General features: G+C 30.0%; 13 protein-coding genes. 6 read left to right on the forward strand and 7 right to left on the reverse strand.

What is annotated here, in order from left to right:
* Positions 1-271: 271 nt before the first annotated feature.
* Complete coding sequence (locus ACJMLB_RS07620; protein WP_405324958.1) at positions 272-1,123, forward strand: alpha/beta fold hydrolase; 852 nt, start codon at positions 272-274, stop codon at positions 1,121-1,123.
* A gap of 332 nt (positions 1,124-1,455) precedes the next feature.
* Complete coding sequence (locus ACJMLB_RS07625) at positions 1,456-2,367, forward strand: pyrroline-5-carboxylate reductase family protein (RefSeq protein ID WP_405324962.1); 912 nt, start codon at positions 1,456-1,458, stop codon at positions 2,365-2,367.
* A 104-nt stretch (positions 2,368-2,471) separates the two neighbouring features.
* Here the strand turns inward: ACJMLB_RS07625 and ACJMLB_RS07630 are convergent, their stop codons facing one another.
* The 7 genes from ACJMLB_RS07630 to ACJMLB_RS07660 all read right to left on the reverse strand — a co-directional run bounded on the left by ACJMLB_RS07630 (position 2,472) and on the right by ACJMLB_RS07660 (position 11,988).
* On the reverse strand, positions 2,472-4,280 hold the full coding sequence (locus tag ACJMLB_RS07630; protein ID WP_405324965.1) for a YhgE/Pip family protein: 1,809 nt from the start codon (positions 4,278-4,280) through the stop codon (positions 2,472-2,474).
* A 221-nt stretch (positions 4,281-4,501) separates the two neighbouring features.
* Positions 4,502-4,846 (reverse strand): nascent polypeptide-associated complex protein, encoded by a 345-nt coding sequence (locus ACJMLB_RS07635; RefSeq protein ID WP_405324968.1) that lies wholly within the window; start codon positions 4,844-4,846, stop codon positions 4,502-4,504.
* A gap of 90 nt (positions 4,847-4,936) precedes the next feature.
* A complete protein-coding gene (gene tgtA / locus ACJMLB_RS07640; RefSeq protein ID WP_405324971.1) occupies positions 4,937-6,937 on the reverse strand; it encodes a tRNA guanosine(15) transglycosylase TgtA in 2,001 nt (666 codons plus the stop codon).
* Between the two features lie 194 nt (positions 6,938-7,131).
* On the reverse strand, positions 7,132-7,659 hold the full coding sequence (locus tag ACJMLB_RS07645) for a flavodoxin domain-containing protein (protein WP_405324974.1): 528 nt from the start codon (positions 7,657-7,659) through the stop codon (positions 7,132-7,134).
* A 5-nt stretch (positions 7,660-7,664) separates the two neighbouring features.
* Positions 7,665-8,906 carry an MnmC family methyltransferase gene (locus ACJMLB_RS07650; RefSeq protein WP_405324977.1) on the reverse strand — a complete coding sequence of 414 codons (1,242 nt, stop codon included), beginning with the start codon at positions 8,904-8,906 and terminating at the stop codon, positions 7,665-7,667.
* A 137-nt stretch (positions 8,907-9,043) separates the two neighbouring features.
* Complete coding sequence (locus ACJMLB_RS07655; protein ID WP_405324979.1) at positions 9,044-9,817, reverse strand: 4Fe-4S cluster-binding domain-containing protein; 774 nt, start codon at positions 9,815-9,817, stop codon at positions 9,044-9,046.
* 53 nt (positions 9,818-9,870) lie between these two features.
* A complete protein-coding gene (locus ACJMLB_RS07660; RefSeq protein WP_405324982.1) occupies positions 9,871-11,988 on the reverse strand; it encodes a pyruvate formate lyase family protein in 2,118 nt (705 codons plus the stop codon).
* 333 nt (positions 11,989-12,321) lie between these two features.
* Between ACJMLB_RS07660 and ACJMLB_RS07665 the strand changes: the two genes are divergently transcribed.
* The 4 genes from ACJMLB_RS07665 to ACJMLB_RS07680 are packed head-to-tail and all read left to right on the forward strand — an operon-like array spanning position 12,322 to position 16,718.
* Entirely contained in the window at positions 12,322-13,317 is a 996-nt protein-coding gene (locus ACJMLB_RS07665) for a glycosyltransferase family 8 protein (protein WP_405324984.1), read from the forward strand.
* A gap of 14 nt (positions 13,318-13,331) precedes the next feature.
* The gene (locus ACJMLB_RS07670) at positions 13,332-14,156 is read left to right on the forward strand and encodes a DUF4422 domain-containing protein (RefSeq protein WP_405324987.1); all 825 of its coding nucleotides are present in this window, start codon (positions 13,332-13,334) and stop codon (positions 14,154-14,156) included.
* A 56-nt stretch (positions 14,157-14,212) separates the two neighbouring features.
* Entirely contained in the window at positions 14,213-15,256 is a 1,044-nt protein-coding gene (locus ACJMLB_RS07675; protein ID WP_405324990.1) for a glycosyltransferase family 2 protein, read from the forward strand.
* 37 nt (positions 15,257-15,293) lie between these two features.
* Positions 15,294-16,718: a flippase gene (locus ACJMLB_RS07680; protein ID WP_405324992.1), complete on the forward strand. Its 1,425-nt coding sequence runs from the start codon at positions 15,294-15,296 to the stop codon at positions 16,716-16,718.
* Positions 16,719-16,742: the final 24 nt, after the last annotated feature.

Consider the following 16,742-nt stretch of genomic DNA (forward strand, 5'->3'; position numbering starts at 1 on the left):
ATTTAAGGTGTAACCATGGTAGTCACGGATATCCCAATCTAAAACACCTACCCAGTAAACATTATCTACAATTTTGTATGCATCAGCCTTCATTTTATCACTAATCCTTTTTTAGATTAAAAAATTATAATAAGAATTAATATAATATATAATCATTAACATTAATAAATAATATGTTTTGTTCGATAGTAGGACAACTAATTAAATAAGTTAATATTAAGATAAGATTAAATTTTATAATTTAAAGATTAAAATTTAACTAAATGATAAAATGACTTTAAGATATTACAATAATTTGGCATATGATGAGATTGGAGAGGAAAACAGTGAAACAATACTGTTTTTGCATGCTAAATTATTAGATAAATGGATTTGGAAAAAGCAAAAGGAAGACTATGATAAATACTTCAAAGGATTCCACTGCATATTCCTTGATCTTCCAAATCATGGCGACAGCAAATCCGAAGAGGAATTCAGCATAGAAAAATCCTCTATTGAAATATCTGAATTCATAGCTCATATTCTTAACCATAAAGATATCAAAAAGATAAATATTGTAGCTTTAGGAATTGGGGGATCAATAGCTATTGAAATCCTAAATGAAAATCCAAAAATAATAGACAATCTCATATTATCTGGGCTTGAAATAGCAGATTATAAGGAAAGCGAATCAGATAGCGTTGCAAATGGACTTGCAAAGGCACAATCAGAATACCTAAATGAAAAATCAGACATTTTCATTACAAAGGCCTATTTAAGATATTTTGGAATCAGCAAGGAACACTACAACGATGTTGAAAGGATTTTAGACATTAGCATTAGAGACGAAAGGAAAATAGCTTTTGAATCATTGAATTACACAATCCCTGAAAGCTTAAAGAACAATGAAAATACCATTGAAAAGGACAATGTTCTGATAATCTATGGAAGCAAAGAAGACTTGAACTGTACAAAATCTGCAATAGATTTAAAAAACATATTCATTAATGCAAAATTAGTTGAAATCATAAAAGGCAACCACCTCTGGAATATAATTGATTATGAATTGTTCAACACCACCATATCTGATTTCATTAAATCTGGAAACATTGGAGAAAATCCAAAAATAAGGATTTTAGAATAACTCCTAAGACCAATTAAAAACCATCCCATCAAATTGAAACCTAAAAACCACTTGATATATTCTAAATTATATTTAACTAAATTAAAGTTTAATAACTCTAAAATAAAGTTGAATAAATGCTTTAAATCCAAAAATAAAACTATAAAGTTTATTAATAAGTTAAATAATAAATTATATTAGTTATAAATAATTTTAGAATTATTTTATAACTGTATAGTTTTAATAAATTTTTTTAATTAAGATTTGAGTTTTTTAAATTCCATAATATGCATAATTTCGGACCAAAGAAATTCATTATCATAATTAAAAAAACACATAGTGAAAGGGAAACTATGAAAATAGGAGTTATCGGATACGGAAATATGGGATCAATGATAGTAAATAACATACTAAAACTTAATTTACTATTAGATGACGAAGAATTAATTGTTTCAAATAGACACCTTAATAAATTTGAAAGTTTAATTGAAGAATATCCAGAAGAAAATTTAAACATTACTTCAGATAACAAAGAAGTCGCAACACAATGTGAAAAGATCCTTATTTCCGTCGAAACTCCTCAATTTAAGGGAATCATTGAAGAAATCAAACCTTTCATCAATGAGAAAACACACATCATATACACCTGTGCAGGACTTAACTTTAACCATATCAAACCATTATTCGATGGAAAATTAAGTTTAGTAATTCCCACTTTAGCTTCAACAGTTACTTCAAATAACTCAATAAGTTCACTGGCAAGAAGAAAAGGAGTTACCCTTGTAAAACACAATTCAAAAGTGGAATTGCAAGAAAGACTCTTCGTTGAAGACCTGTTCAATGAATTCAGTTATGTCAGAAAAATTGACAATCCAATATATTTCAAGGAAGAAGAGGATAATCTCCATCCTGCAGATAATGAATTGGAAATGAGTACAATCATCAGCAGTTGCGGACCTGCTTTCATTGCAATCATGATGGAGAAGTTTGCACAAAGCTGCAGTGAAGCATCAAATATTTCCAAAGAGGAAATAGAGGAAATGATCTTAAAGACAGTTATAGGAACTGCAATGCTAAAGGATGATCAAGGATTATCCAATGAAGAGATTATCAATAGAGTAGCAACTAAAAAAGGAATCACTCAAGAAGGAGTGGATTTATTGGATAAGAAATTCAATAAAATCAGTAAAACCTTAATCAGAACATTATTAAACAGATATGATGAAGTTAATGAGGATATGAATAAAACATATCTTAAAAAATAGTAAATTTAAACTCTTTTTAACTCTTTTTAAAAAATAAACTTTTTAAAATAGATTAATAATCAAACTTTTTTAAAAAATAAATAAAAAAATAGAAATGATTTGTATTAAAACAAATCAGTTTCATTTAATTTTTCTTCAAACCAATGTGCTCTTTTATCTGCAAACATTTTTACAATTAATGCTAAAACCAAGGTTATTGCACCCATAGCTATTAAAATTAAAAATGATGGGATATAATTAGACCATACTAATCCCAATGCAGTTTCTCTTAGCAAAGTGATTCCATGAGTCATTGGCATATATGGGCTGACAGTCTGAAGGAATTGACCCATCAATTGAATAGGATAAATACCACCAGTACCTGAAATTTGGAATACCAGCCAAATTACAGCCAAACCTTTTCCTATATGCCCTAAAGCAGAAATCAAGGAGTAGCAAATCAGCATGAATATCAGTGCAATGAAATAGGCCGAAAGCACAAACAGCAATGGGTTGGCCATTTTAATTCCCAATATAAATGCTCCGATAAGAGTTACGGTAGTTTCTAAAACCGCCATTACCATGAAAATCAACAGTTTTCCAAAGTACATTTCAGAAGGAGTGTATTTTGTTCCTGTTGATTGTCCTGTTCTAAGCATTACACAAGTAATTATTGCCCCTACCCACATGGATAAAACCAAATAGAACGGAGCGACTTCAGAACCATAATCTGGAACAGCATATAATTCATTTTCCTTTAAGACAACAGGAGAATAAATATACTCTCCAACTTCACTTTCATTCACACCAGTTATGCTGGAAAGGGAATCTGCAGCACCTGAAAGACCGCTTGAAGCTGAAAACAATGCAGAAGAAGCACCATTTGCAAGCAATGCAGAACCTGCAGCTAAGCTTACAGAACCATCAGCCAATTGGGAACCTCCATTTGCAACACTAGAAGCCCCTTCAGCCAAATCAACTGAACCATTTGCTAATCTTGAAGATCCTTGTGCAAGATTGCTTGAAGCTCCAGCCAAATCAGAACTTGCATTAGCCAATTCTTTAGAACCGTGTACAACTGGCTTAATCTGATCAGGCAATACACTTTCATCAACAGAACTGTCTAACTGCTTTGCAGATTCCTGCACTTGAGTGGAACCAGCTGAAATCTGATTTGCAGATGATGAAATCTGTGAAGATCCCGCTTTAACTTGAGAAGAACCTGCAGAAAGATCATTAGCTCCTTTTTTCAAATCATTTGCCCCGGATTTAACTTGAGAAGCACCAGATTGCACTTTTGAAGCACCAGCACTTAATTTCCCAGCACCAGAGGACATTTGACTTGCACCAGATGCAAGTGCAGATTGCAAATCACCTAACTTTTGATATGCTGCAACATTAATGAATTGAACAATCTTTGCATTGACCTTATTGTAAACAGCTCTTGCTGCAGAGTCACTTAATTTAGAAGCCATCGGATTGGATTTTCTATTTACAATATATTCCAATTCTGCAGAATGAGGATTATCAGAGGTAATTGATTTGATTGAACTGCTGAAATTTTTTGGAATGACAATTCCAGCGTAATACGTTCCATTATTAACCCCCTCCCGCAAATCTTCTTCACTTACAAATGTCCAATAGAAATCATCATTTCTTTTCAATTCATCTTCCAGTTGGTCTCCTACATTAATATCTTCACCATCAAATGTTGCACCTTTATCCAAATTGGCAACTGCAAATTCAAGATTTCCAGTATTGTCATAAGGGTCCCAACAAGCTTGAATATTTATAAGAGCATATAAAGAAGGTAAAATTATTATGGCAAGCAATGTTAAAGCAACAATTGGATTTTTTGAAAATACATCCTTAAAATCCTTTTTAAGAAGTTCACGAACATTAGCTAGCCCACTTCCTAAATTTAATTCTCTCATATTTAACCTCACAATTTTATAAAAAATCTGTAATCATAAAATTTTATGTAATTATTACTATTTATATTTAATAATTTATATAGTTAAGTTTTAAAAAAAAGTAAAAGGATTTTTTGAAAAATAAAAAAATTAATAGATTAAAAAAGAATTAAAAAAAAGATAAAAAATGATAAGAAAAAAATTAAAAAAGATAAAAAAAGAATTAAAAAAATAGAAAATGATTAGCTATTTAATTTTAAAATAGCTTCTGCTAAATCTCCACCGGTTTCTCTTAAAGCCTTTTCAGCATCTGCAGCGCTTACACCAGCAGTATTAGCAACCATTTCAATGTCTTCCTCTGGAATTTCAATTTCCTTTTCCACTTCTACTGCAGTTCCGGTGACTTGATAGGTTTCTTGTCCCATAACAGTCATTAAGCTCACATCAGCAGGAGAAATGATTAAATCCTTATCTTCACAACGAATAATAACTTCTTGGACACCTTCAATTTCCTTCATGTCCATACCCATTTTCTTCATTTGTCTTTGCATATTCTTCATTTGTTTTGGGCTCATACCAGGTATCATAATATTTCCTCTAAAATTTTATTAAAATAATAATTGTTCTTATGAATTTTTATTTAATTATACTCTATTAATTAGAATATATAATAATTTTTATTTTTTAAATCCTTTTCTTGTTTTAATGGCTTGACCAGTTTTAAAGTCTAGCATCTCTTTGTGATTTAAAAGTGCTTTACCGAATGCTAAAAGTTCACCCTCTTCATTCACAATCAACACTTCATCATTGGATCTGATGTTTTCATCACAATCCTTAATGAACTTGGCAAAAACGCTTTTTCCATCACGGGCAAATGATTCAACACTGTTATCAATCATGACCTTGTTTCTCATTCCTTCAAGAGTTGCAAGTCTTTTTGCACCTAATTTAGATAGAATCAAGAAACTGTCAGAAGCTCTCATGTTTACAATATTCTGATTCTTATCAAATACATGTCTTATTTTGCCTGTTTTCTTACTCTTTTCGATTTTAATCTTTCCAGTGAATAAGGCATCTCCAGCACCGTGGCCGAACTGATAATCAGCAATTGCCTTCAATTTCTTGATGTCATCCTTTTCAAACTTGATTTCTTCAGGATGTGCGTATTCTTCAATGAAATCAAGTTCTAGCTCATCCAATACTTTAGGATGAATCAATACATTATCATAATTTTCTGCAAAATCAACTAGGAAGTCCCTTACAAACTCAACGGCAATCTTATCATGAATCTTAGGGGCATCACTTTGGCTTAATGGATAAACCTCATCCAATTCAAGTGGAATCAAGCAGAAAGGAATATCCAAAACAGCAAAATCTGTTTCCTTATTATCAATTAGGCAAGGTTCATCTTCACCTTTGGATTCATCCTTTGCATAAACAAGGAATTCCTTAAAAGTATTTGATAAATACTTGCTGTAAGGTTTTCTATAAGCTGGAAGGACAACAAGATTTTTCTTTTTGTCCATGTTTTCCAATTGCTTGAGATGTCTTGTAACTTCCGCTCTTTTCAATGATTCTGGACCAGTGTAGAAAAATGCAGACTTTTTGCTTCTAGGGTCATACTTTTCCAAGTCTTCACTGTACTCACCTAAATGCCTTAATGCATCAAGAAGCATAGGATGAGCTCTGCAACGTTCCTCTACAAGTTCCATCAAGCTTCCTTCAGCAATAGCTTGTCTGATAAGTCTAAGTTCTGCAAAGCTTACATGAAGATTATGTTGAGCTATAAGTTTCACTCTTTCTTCCTTAGGCATTGCCCTTAAGTCATCTGGAGTGTATTTGCAGCATACTTCACAGGAACAAGGCATTTCTGTCATGTTCTCAAGCTTAATAGTGCCTCTTGTAGTGAGGAATCTGTCCCCCTCAGCATATAATATATAAGCTGCAGAGTCGAATAAATCACATCCCATAGCGACACAAAGTGCAAAGATCATAGGATGCCCAGCACCCATCAAATGACGTGCCTTAGAGTCTGGCAAGCATTTGACTGAATGCATTACTGCATCAACAAGGTCCCTGTAGTGATACATTTCCATAAGGGGAACAACTGCACCAATCGGATACAAGTCTGCATCAAGCTTGGTAAGCTCAGTTGCACAGTATTCACGCAAATCAGGATATGTGGATCCTTGAACCACAGAGTTTATTTTCATTTCATAATCATTATCCTTAACAAAACTGATAGCTTCTTTTGCACGTTCAATGGTGATTTCAAGGTCTTCTTCAGCTTTCTCCCTATCTACATAAGGGCCAGTCGGAATATCAAGGGAAGTTCCTATATCAGTCCCAATAGCTTCCTGAAACTCAATGACTTCCTTGTTTGTAATGTCCACATCACCATAAACTGATAATTGGAATGAACCGGAATCAGTCATGATTGGACCATCAAAGTTGATTAGTTCATGCAATCCAACATCCAATGCCTTCTTGCTTAAGTCCTCATCCTTATAAATCAAATAAGCATTTGTGATTACAATATCTGCACCATAATCCTTAACGTTTATGGTTTGCTTTCTTGGATGGATTACAGGCATCAAGTTTGGTGTTTTAACATCTCCATGCTTTGTCTTTAAAACACCCACTCTTCCTCTCATATCTTTTGCTTTAATCTCAAACATTATTTTCTCATCCTTGTAAATAATATAAAAGTAAATTTAATAAATCTTTAAAATTGTTAAATATGATAAAATCTTTTAAAAATATAAAAAAATAGATTTATATATCTTATATTAACTTATTAGTTTAAAAAGTTTTTTAATGAAATAGATTATTGAATTTCATCCACCATAGGATTCAAAGCATCCAAAATACCCTATTGAATTTCATCCACCATAGGATTCAAAGCATCAAAATCAATATAACTGACATTTTTTCCATATGTTTCAATAACTGCCTTTATTTCTGCAGTCATTTCCTCTTCCTTCATTCCTTTTACTTTCCTATGGATAAATGCCATCATTGTTTTGTGCTTTAGATTAAGATGGGAATAATCTATTGCACCCCTCAAGAAATATACTCTTGCCTTATTATAAATGCATCCATGAACCTGTTCCTTTATTCCATTCATGATTCCTTCCCTATTCCTTTTATCATTAGGGTCAGCCAATCCGACGGTTCCGACGATAAGTTTCTTGTCTTGAACATTCCTGATTTTATTTAGGGTCTTCTTTAAACCCATGACGCTTCCAGCGTATAAAGGTGCAAGATAGACTATTGTATCATACTGATTTATGTCTGTAATTTCAGTGTATTCCACTGTTTCAATGCCTGTTCTTTTAGACAACTCATCAGCATATTGTTTTGTTGATCCGTATTGTGAAGCATAAATGATTATTTTCATGACATTCATTCCCCGTTTTCCTTAATGGGCATGTTCCTTTTATTTTTAATCTCAGCTAAACGTTTCATCATTTCCAAAACACGTGTCCTGGTATTGTTATCCTCAAGATATTCCTCTTTATAATCATTTTCAGGCTCTACAATATAGAATGCCTCATTTGAGAGAACTCCTGGAATGTTCATTTTAGCAAGGTTCCTCTCAACTCTTCGTTTCAATGGTTCGTCATCCATCACTTGGCCTAAAAATATTGGAGTCTTGACTGCAGAGGATATTTTAGTGTTATGACGTGCATTATGCCTTTCTTCAGTCCTGTTGTCAAGAATCTCTTGAGATGAAAGATTGAGATTTGGGTCCCTAAATGGAATTCCAACATCAGATAAAGCCATTTTTATCTCATCATTTTTAGGCAGGGATTTTGTAAGATTTTTAGGATTTGGTGATGCCAATGTTCCTCCTTGGAAACGTCCAAAGATTGGACCTAAAGATACATAGAAATCCGCTTCAATAAATGCCATTCTTACTGGAGAAGATGAAGTATATGTACAGACAATTCCATTTTCCTTAATCACTCTTCTAAACTCCTTGAAAAAGTCCACGGACACCAATTCAGGAGACATGTTTTGGCTGAAAGGATCCAAAAATATTGCATCATAAGTATTGTCTTCCAGTTTTTGTATGACTTGTCTTGCATCATCAATATGAATCTTCAAATCAATGTTTTCTGCAATTTCTGTGCTTTCCAGTTCCAATGAGGCATATTCACAATCAATTAATGATTGTTCTATTGCCTTTTTGGTAATGTCATGAGCATCTATTGGAGAAGGAACCATTAAACCAGCCGCAAGGGTTGGCTTGGATATTTCAAGCAAATCTATGTGCAGATTTGTGCTCCCATTAGCATTCTTTAAAAAGTCATCAATAGCTGCAGATGAATTGTATCCAAGTCCTGCACAGATGTCTAGAATAGCTATGTCTTCATCATAATCAAGCTTTAATGGCTTTATGAACTTTTCAAATGATTCGCTTATTGCTCCTGTTGAAGTATGTAGTGTTTCCACCTTATGGTTTATTTCCTTTGACTTTATGCTGTATGATCCATCATCTGTCTTAACAAAATATTCATTGTATTTGGAAAAAATGGAATTTCTAAATTTAGCATCCTTGTATTTTCTCTCATTGTCAAATGCTTCATTTATTAAATCATAAATGGTTTCATCAATTACAGTAGACTCTTCAACATAGCTCATTTAATCACTTGAAATGTTTTTAAAATTAGTAAGAATAATAATACACTTTTATATTAGTTTATTTATTATTTAAAGTTAAAGTTTAAAATTTTAGTTATTCTAATTGAAATAAGAATTGATTTGAAAAAATAAAATCATTACAAACTGATTATTTTAACATCGGAATTCAATTCTTTGATTTTTTCAAATATTTCATTTAATTCATTATCATCAACTGCAGAAAAATTAGTGAAATCCTGATTTAATGATTCATATTTGCTTTCAGCTAAATTATGGGTTTTAAAAATCTCTACATTAAAATCAGAGTATTTTTCAATGCATTTTAGAATATTTTTTACATTATCATCTTTTAGCGTATACTCATTATTCAAAGGAATTCTGAAAGTAATTCTATTTTTATCTATTTCTGAACTGTTAATTATTTCTAAGTTTTTATAATATGAATCAACATCAAGATTTAAAACATTTTTCGCTTCCTCTTTATCCAAAATCTTCATGTCAATGAAAATCTCATCAATATACTCAATAGCTATTTCTAAAAGGTCAGAAGGGACAGATAAGGAAGTTTCAAAACAAATGTTAATGTTTTTGCTCCTTAATGACTTCAAAAGAGGTTTTAGTTCCCTTATTTGAAGCAATGGCTCACCTCCAGAGAATGTTACGCCACCATTGTTTTCAGTGTAAAACACTTCATCCTTTAGAATCTCCTTTTCAAGGTCGTCCAATGAAATGTCATAGCCAAATGACTCTTCCTGATTATCATGAACGTAATTTTCTATTTCAAAACTAATGTTTTCTGGATTGCAGCACCACGGGCAAGCTAGATTACAACCCTTTAAAAATACAGTTGTCCGGATTCTTGGACCATCATCTAAAGAAAAATGCTGTATATTCGTAATTCTAACTGCCATATTATACCTAAAAATATAAAAAAATAAAAAATAAGAATAAATCGTTTAAAAGTTTAACTAGCTATTTTACCTTCATTTTTTAAAGCTCTGCTAATTAATAAGTCCTGATACTCTTCAGGCAAATCATTGAAGTATGCACTGAATCCCCAAACCCTTACAATAAGATTAGGATGTGCTTCAGGGTTTTCTTTTGCTTCAATCAATGTTCTGCTGTCCACAACATTCATTTGCATTTGGAAAAATCCTAATTTAATGCTTGAATAAATGAAATCTACAAACTTATCACTATGATTTTTTATGAAATTCGGTGAAAGCATCAAATCAACCACATTTCCATTGAATTTCGCCCCACCATAATCCAATTTAGATGCAAAGCGCAAAACTTCAGTGAAGTCCTTATTGGTGTCCAATGAAATATGTGTAGATAAAGGTTCGCCTGCCTTTCTTCCATCAAAGGACGCGCTTATCTCTCCACCTGCGCTAATATATGAAGGTGCACTTAAACCAAACTTGATTTTGCCTCCAAATTTGTTAGTGTAAGCATTAAAGCAATCTTCTAAAAATTGAATGATCTCTTGGGAAATATCCAATATCTCTTCATCATCCATACCAAAGCGAGGCTTAAGATTTTTCAAATCATTATAAGCTGATTGATACTTGTCTTTTTTAAAGTTATTTTTTCTGATTTTATTTAACTCATTCAAGGAATATTTCCTCTCTTCAAAAACAAGCTTTTTAATAGCATATAAGCTATTCACCGTATTTGCAAGTCCTACAGTAGTGATTCCATAATGATTATACTTCGCTCCACCTTGTGAAATGTCCAGATTTTTATCATTGCAATCATCTATAAATAATGAAAGTAGAGGGTCGTTATTCCATTCAATATCATCAAGGAATGCGATCAATTCATCAGCATCCTTTTTCAGATAATACTTATATGAATTAAACAACTCATCAAAGCTTAAAATATTATCAAGGAATTGCTCTGTTTCACCATCAAAAAACTCATTTAAAGGTTTTAAGAATGAAATGAAATTGATATTGTTTTGTTCAAATCCTTTTCCAACAGCAGAAGGTTCCCAACAAGCGGAAACGACATAGTTATTTGCATCTTCCTTATCATATCCAAATTCAATCATCTTGCCAATAACCACTTCATCGTTAGAAAACAATGGACTTCCTATTCCAGTATTTATGGTTTCCAAGGACAATTCAATCAAATCACGTGGAGTTTCTTCACTTACCCTAAGCAAAACTTTAGGATCCGGCAATTGAAGCTCTTTTATTGCTTGAATGAACATGTAAGTCAAGTCATTATAGAAATAGTATTCTCCGTATTCATCATCATATTTTCCACCGAGAATGATAACTTGGCCAGTATCTCCCATTAGGGCTGCACTCTTATACCAATAATAAGTGTGCAATGTCTTTAAGAATGATTTGATTAAATCATATACCTCTTCCTGAGTGATGAAACCACTGTTTAAATCATCAAAATAGTAATCCTCAAGAATTTTATCCAATCTTCCAAGCCCATTTAAGCCATGGCCAGTTTGCCACAATAACTGATTGTAGAATAAGATACGTTGCAGTGCCTCTTCAAAGTGTTCTGCAGGATTATCAATCATATTTTCAAAATAACGGGCAAATTTAGCCCTTTCACTATGATTTGAATTCCTTAATTTCTTGATTATCCTATAAATCAATAATTCAATACCATCAAGAGCATCCAATTGATTTTTAATAAAGTCAGAACTTAAATCGCGGGCAAATCCACGACCTGCTTTAGGATGGAAATAAAACTCATTATATTCATATACTGAAGTTTTTAGAACTTTGGAATAATCTATTGATATGTTATCAATGATATGGCCATCTTCAGATAAGTTCTTGAATTCATCTAAAAAGAATATGAATCCAGATTTAGGAATGTGTATATCCACTTTCCTAAATAGATTCTTTATTTGTGTTCCTTTGTTGAATTTGGTGCCAGTAACATAGAATCTATGCATATTTTTAGCCAAATAACTGCTGGCTTTCTCTTTAGTCCCTAATTTTCTAGTTAACTTACGCATAGTGAAAGCTAAAATTATGGACCTTTTTCCTAAAGAATTGTCCTGTGCCTTATGATAAACCGGTTTAGCAATCTTTTTAATAAATGGATTCATAATTTAGCTCCCTTTTTTAGTTTATTGACAATCCAATTAAAATAACAACATTATTTAATAAAAAAGTAATGAAATTAAAATTAAGTAATAAACAAAAATGATTATCCTTATAATTATTTAGTCATTCATCAATAATATATTTATCAGTGCTCCAAATTACATCATACCAAAAAAATATATTTGAAAAAATAATCTTCTTTGAAAAACTTGCTTTTTAATTAAATTCATAAAAAGTTTAAATTATAAATAGTATTAAAATAATAAAATATAATATTAAAATAAAGGAAATTTTTCCAAAAAATTGTTTAATGAACAAAAAAATCAAGGTATTCCATGAATTATAAAACAAACGATTCAATAAATGTCCTTTTTGCTTCTGATGATAATTTTGCCCCATATCTCGGAGTAGCAATTTATTCATTTTTGAAAAATAATCATCAAGATTTTAGGAAAATTAATATACATATATTAGCTAAAAGGATTTCTAAAGAAAATAAAACCATTCTAGAAGAAATTGCAAGTCCTTTTGGTGAAAATAATTTAATTTTTATAGAAGATGAAGGAATATCAAAAATATTGGGCAAAAAAATTCAAGCAAATCGTGCATTAAGTTCATTTTCAAGGTTATTTGCAGCGAGTTTTTTAGATGAAACCATTGAAAAGGTTTTATATCTTGATGCAGATTCCCTCATTTTAGGTTCTTTTAAAGAACTTTGGGAAACAAATATAGAAAACTACTATGTGGCAGGAGTTCTTGACGTTGGTCCGGATTATGTTAAGACTGCTGTCGGATTATCAAAAGATGTAAATTATATAAATGCTGGCGTTTTATTAATTAATCTAAAAAAATGGCGCAATGAAGATGTTGAGTCTAAATTCATTGATTTTTTAGAAAAAAACAATATGCAAGTTTATAATAACGATCAAGGAATTATTAATGCTACACTGAATGACAGCATTCTTATTGTTGATCCTAAATTTAATCTCATGTCTCCATTTTTAGAAAAGGATTATGATGATGTGATTAAATGGAATGGATTAAAAAATTATTATGATAAAGAAACTATTGAAAATGCAATTAAAAATCCGGTATTTTTACATTTTGTTCATTTTATAAATGGAAGACCCTGGTTTAAAGATACCAAACATCCTTGTAAAGATTTGTATTTAAAATATGCAAGTGAAACACAATATAAAAATGATGTTGTTGTAGAAGATTACAGAGGATTAAAATATAAATTATTCTTTTCATTAACTAATTTTTTACCATATAAATTAGTTTGTTTGATTTATAGACCTTATAGAGATTTCTTTATAAAATATTTTTAATTGTAGGTTTTCTTATGAAAAATTCAGAAAATATCCGATTATATGTTATCACACATAGCGAGGAACTTATTAAACAAATTCCAAACGATGAGATATACACTCCCCTTTTTGTAGGGAGAAATGGGAAAGAAAACTTTGGCTTCTGTAGCGATGACAGCATTGAAGACAACATATCTTCAAAAAACAAAGATTATTGTGAATTAACTGGTCTTTATTGGATGTGGAAGGCACCTAATGCAGATATTATCGGATTATGCCATTATAGGCGTTATTTTAAAGGTAAAAAAACTAAAATGATCGAAAAAGATGAAATAATAAAAATTCTTTCTGAATACGACATGATTATTCCCAAAAAAACAAGTTTAATAAAAGGAACTTATTGGGAGAATTATAAAAATCATTATTTATATGATGCTTTAAAAATTTCAAGAGAAATTATTAAAGAGGAACATCCACAATATCTAGAAACGTTCGATGAAGTTTTATCACAATCCAGTTTTTCAAACTATAACATGTTTATAGCTCCTAAAGAAATTATTGAACCATATTGCACTTGGGTTTTTTCCATACTTGAGGAGCTAGAAAAAAGAGTAGATATGGCAGAATATCCGAGAGTATTCGGTTTTGTTTCAGAAGCCATATTTAATGTTTGGATAGAACATCATCATTTGAAGACTAAAGAAGTTCCAATATTTTATTTGGGAAATAAACTTAAATTTAGAATGTCTCTGTCAAATAATAAGGTTTTGAGAAAAGGATATCAAATTTTCTATTTCAATTTCTTTAATACACATTATGGAAAGAAAATAGAAGATAAGATTATCGAATGGTTTTATTAATATTGAAAAAATGAATATACTTTAATTGCCTTTCAAAGATTTTAGGAGGAAATGATTTGGAATATAAAGTCTCTGTAGTGATTCCAACATATAATGGTGAAGAATTTATAGATGACACTATTAATTGTTTAAAAAATCAAACTATTGGTTTTGAAAATATTGAAATAATTATAGTTGATGATAAATCTGAAGATTCAACACAAGAAATTTTAAAAAAATATTCTCAAGAATATTTTAATATAAAATGTTTCTACCCTAAAACTAATTCAGGCACTCCTAGTAGGGGAAGGAATATCGGTATTGAAAAAGCACATGCAGAGTACATTATGTTTTTAGATCAAGATGATAAATATGTGAACACTATGTGTGAAATTTTATATGAAACTATTAAAAAAACTGATTCTAATTTAGTTATGTGTAGACATGCAAATATAGAGAATAATAAATATAAAGACATTCAACCTAAAAAATTAGAAGATATGGATTATATTATTTTAGACCCTAAAAAAGAAAGAAATATTTTCACATATCCTCTTATTTGGAGTAAGATTTATAAAAAAGATTTTTTATTGGAATATGATATAAAATTTCCTGAAGGATATTTTATGGAAGATGTTTATTTCTCTGTTAAATCTTATTTGAATACAGAAAACTTAGTTTTTTTAAAAAATTTTTATGGTTATGAATACAACGTTAGAGATAATGGGGAAGATAAGTCTGAAAGCCACAATATAACAAAGAAATTGTTTTTAAATTGTATTAATGCTTATTATCTTATATACGATTTATTAAAGGAATACAACGATAAAACTTTAATTGCATGGCTAACAAAAGATCGCTATATAATACTTATAGGATGGTTTTCAAGAATCAACGAAAATTATGCAACAAAAATGGAATTAATTAAAGAATTTTATAAATTAATTGAATATTGTGATTTTAATGAAAAATTAGGTGAAATATGGGCAGATTTAATATTTATTAATATAAAAAAAAGAAATTTTAGGATAGCAATAATGTTATCAAAAATAATTAATATTCTTTTCAATTCCATGCTTTTAAGAAAATTTTACAGAAAACTGTATAATAAGCCACAATAATTTAAAAAATTAAAAATAAAACATAAAAATTGATAAAATGAACCAAGTAAAATCAATATTTAAGAATACAAGTTGGCTATCTATTTCACAAATTTTAACAAGTATTTGTGCATTTTTGTGGACCATACTTATAGCAAGATATCTTGGAGTATCTGATTATGGTATAGTATCTTTTGCTATTTCATACACTGGCCTAATTGGAATAGTGATAGACTTAGGTCTCAGCACTTACATTACACGTGAAATAGCTAAACACAAAGAATTATTATTTAAGTATATGAATAATATATTTTTATTTAAGATTATTTTAGCCATAGCTCTATTCTTTATAAGTGGTTTAATTTTATATTTTTTAGGTTATTCTCATTTAACAATAATCGTTTCTTTGATATTTACTATAGAAATTATAATAATGTCATTAACTACATTTTTAAATGGGATTTTTCAAGCAGTAGAACAAGTAAAATATCAAGCTATTGGAAGCATTATAAATAGCATATTTTTACTAATAGGAATTTTAATAACAATCAAGTTTGATTTTGGAGTTATTTCTATAGCTATAGCTTATACAATAGCATATTCCATATTTTTCATTTATGTATTTTTAAAATATGTCCAGAAATATAATTTACCTAAATTTGAATTAGATTTGGAATTTATAAAGGAAGTTCTAATAGCATCACTACCTTTTGGCTTAACAAATTTCTTTTATAACATATATTTCTCAATAGATATAGTTATGCTATCTTATTTAACAGGTGATTATGCTACAGGACTCTATAAATCAGCATATAATATTATTACAGTATTTACAACATTCTTTGTAGTATATCAAAGTGTTGTTTTCCCAGTTATGAGTAAATTCTTTGAAGAAAGTCAAAATCTTATCAAAGTAAGTTATGAATTATCCGTGAAATATTTATTATTAATAATTATTCCTTTAAGTGTGGGTGTTTTCTTCTATGCAAGGCCTCTCGTAGATCTAATATACAACAATCAGTTCTCTCTTGCATCAACTCCTGTACAAATACTCATTTGGACTGTTTCATTTTTATTCGTTAATGGATCCGCCGCAATATTATTAAATGCTATAGATAAAGAGAAAACAGTGACTAAAATTTATATTTTAGCTGCAATATTTAATATATGTCTTAATTTAGTCCTTATTCCAATGTACAATTATAATGGTGCTGCAATAGCTACTGTATTAAGTGAGATGCTAATTACTGCTCTTACTCTCTACCATATATTCAAAACAGCATATAAACCTGATTTTGAATTATTAAAAAATGTTATAAAAATAGTTATTTGTGGATTAATACTTTCAATTATATTAAACTTTATTCAAGTCCCTATTTGGTTAGCTATCCCTATAGGATTAGTAGTTTATTTAATATCAATATTCATAACAAAATCAATAGATAATATGGATAAATATTTAATTAAAGAATTATTAAGATAAAAAATTAAAAAACTTTCTTAAAAA

Origin of the sequence: Methanobrevibacter sp., assembly GCF_045114555.1 — an archaeon.
Lineage (GTDB): Archaea > Methanobacteriota > Methanobacteria > Methanobacteriales > Methanobacteriaceae > Methanobrevibacter.

Bases quoted from the DNA above. Each gene is read 5' to 3' on its own strand.
- ACJMLB_RS07620 (WP_405324958.1), top strand. From the start codon at position 272: ATGACTTTAAGATATTACAATAATTTGGCATATGATGAGATTGGAGAG.
- ACJMLB_RS07625 (WP_405324962.1), top strand. From the start codon at position 1,456: ATGAAAATAGGAGTTATCGGATACGGAAATATGGGATCAATGATAGTA.
- ACJMLB_RS07630 (WP_405324965.1), bottom strand. From the start codon at position 4,280: ATGAGAGAATTAAATTTAGGAAGTGGGCTAGCTAATGTTCGTGAACTT.
- ACJMLB_RS07635 (WP_405324968.1), bottom strand. From the start codon at position 4,846: ATGATACCTGGTATGAGCCCAAAACAAATGAAGAATATGCAAAGACAA.
- tgtA (WP_405324971.1), bottom strand. From the start codon at position 6,937: ATGTTTGAGATTAAAGCAAAAGATATGAGAGGAAGAGTGGGTGTTTTA.
- ACJMLB_RS07645 (WP_405324974.1), bottom strand. From the start codon at position 7,659: ATGAAAATAATCATTTATGCTTCACAATACGGATCAACAAAACAATAT.
- ACJMLB_RS07650 (WP_405324977.1), bottom strand. From the start codon at position 8,906: ATGAGCTATGTTGAAGAGTCTACTGTAATTGATGAAACCATTTATGAT.
- ACJMLB_RS07655 (WP_405324979.1), bottom strand. From the start codon at position 9,817: ATGGCAGTTAGAATTACGAATATACAGCATTTTTCTTTAGATGATGGT.
- ACJMLB_RS07660 (WP_405324982.1), bottom strand. From the start codon at position 11,988: ATGAATCCATTTATTAAAAAGATTGCTAAACCGGTTTATCATAAGGCA.
- ACJMLB_RS07665 (WP_405324984.1), top strand. From the start codon at position 12,322: ATGAATTATAAAACAAACGATTCAATAAATGTCCTTTTTGCTTCTGAT.
- ACJMLB_RS07670 (WP_405324987.1), top strand. From the start codon at position 13,332: ATGAAAAATTCAGAAAATATCCGATTATATGTTATCACACATAGCGAG.
- ACJMLB_RS07680 (WP_405324992.1), top strand. From the start codon at position 15,294: ATGAACCAAGTAAAATCAATATTTAAGAATACAAGTTGGCTATCTATT.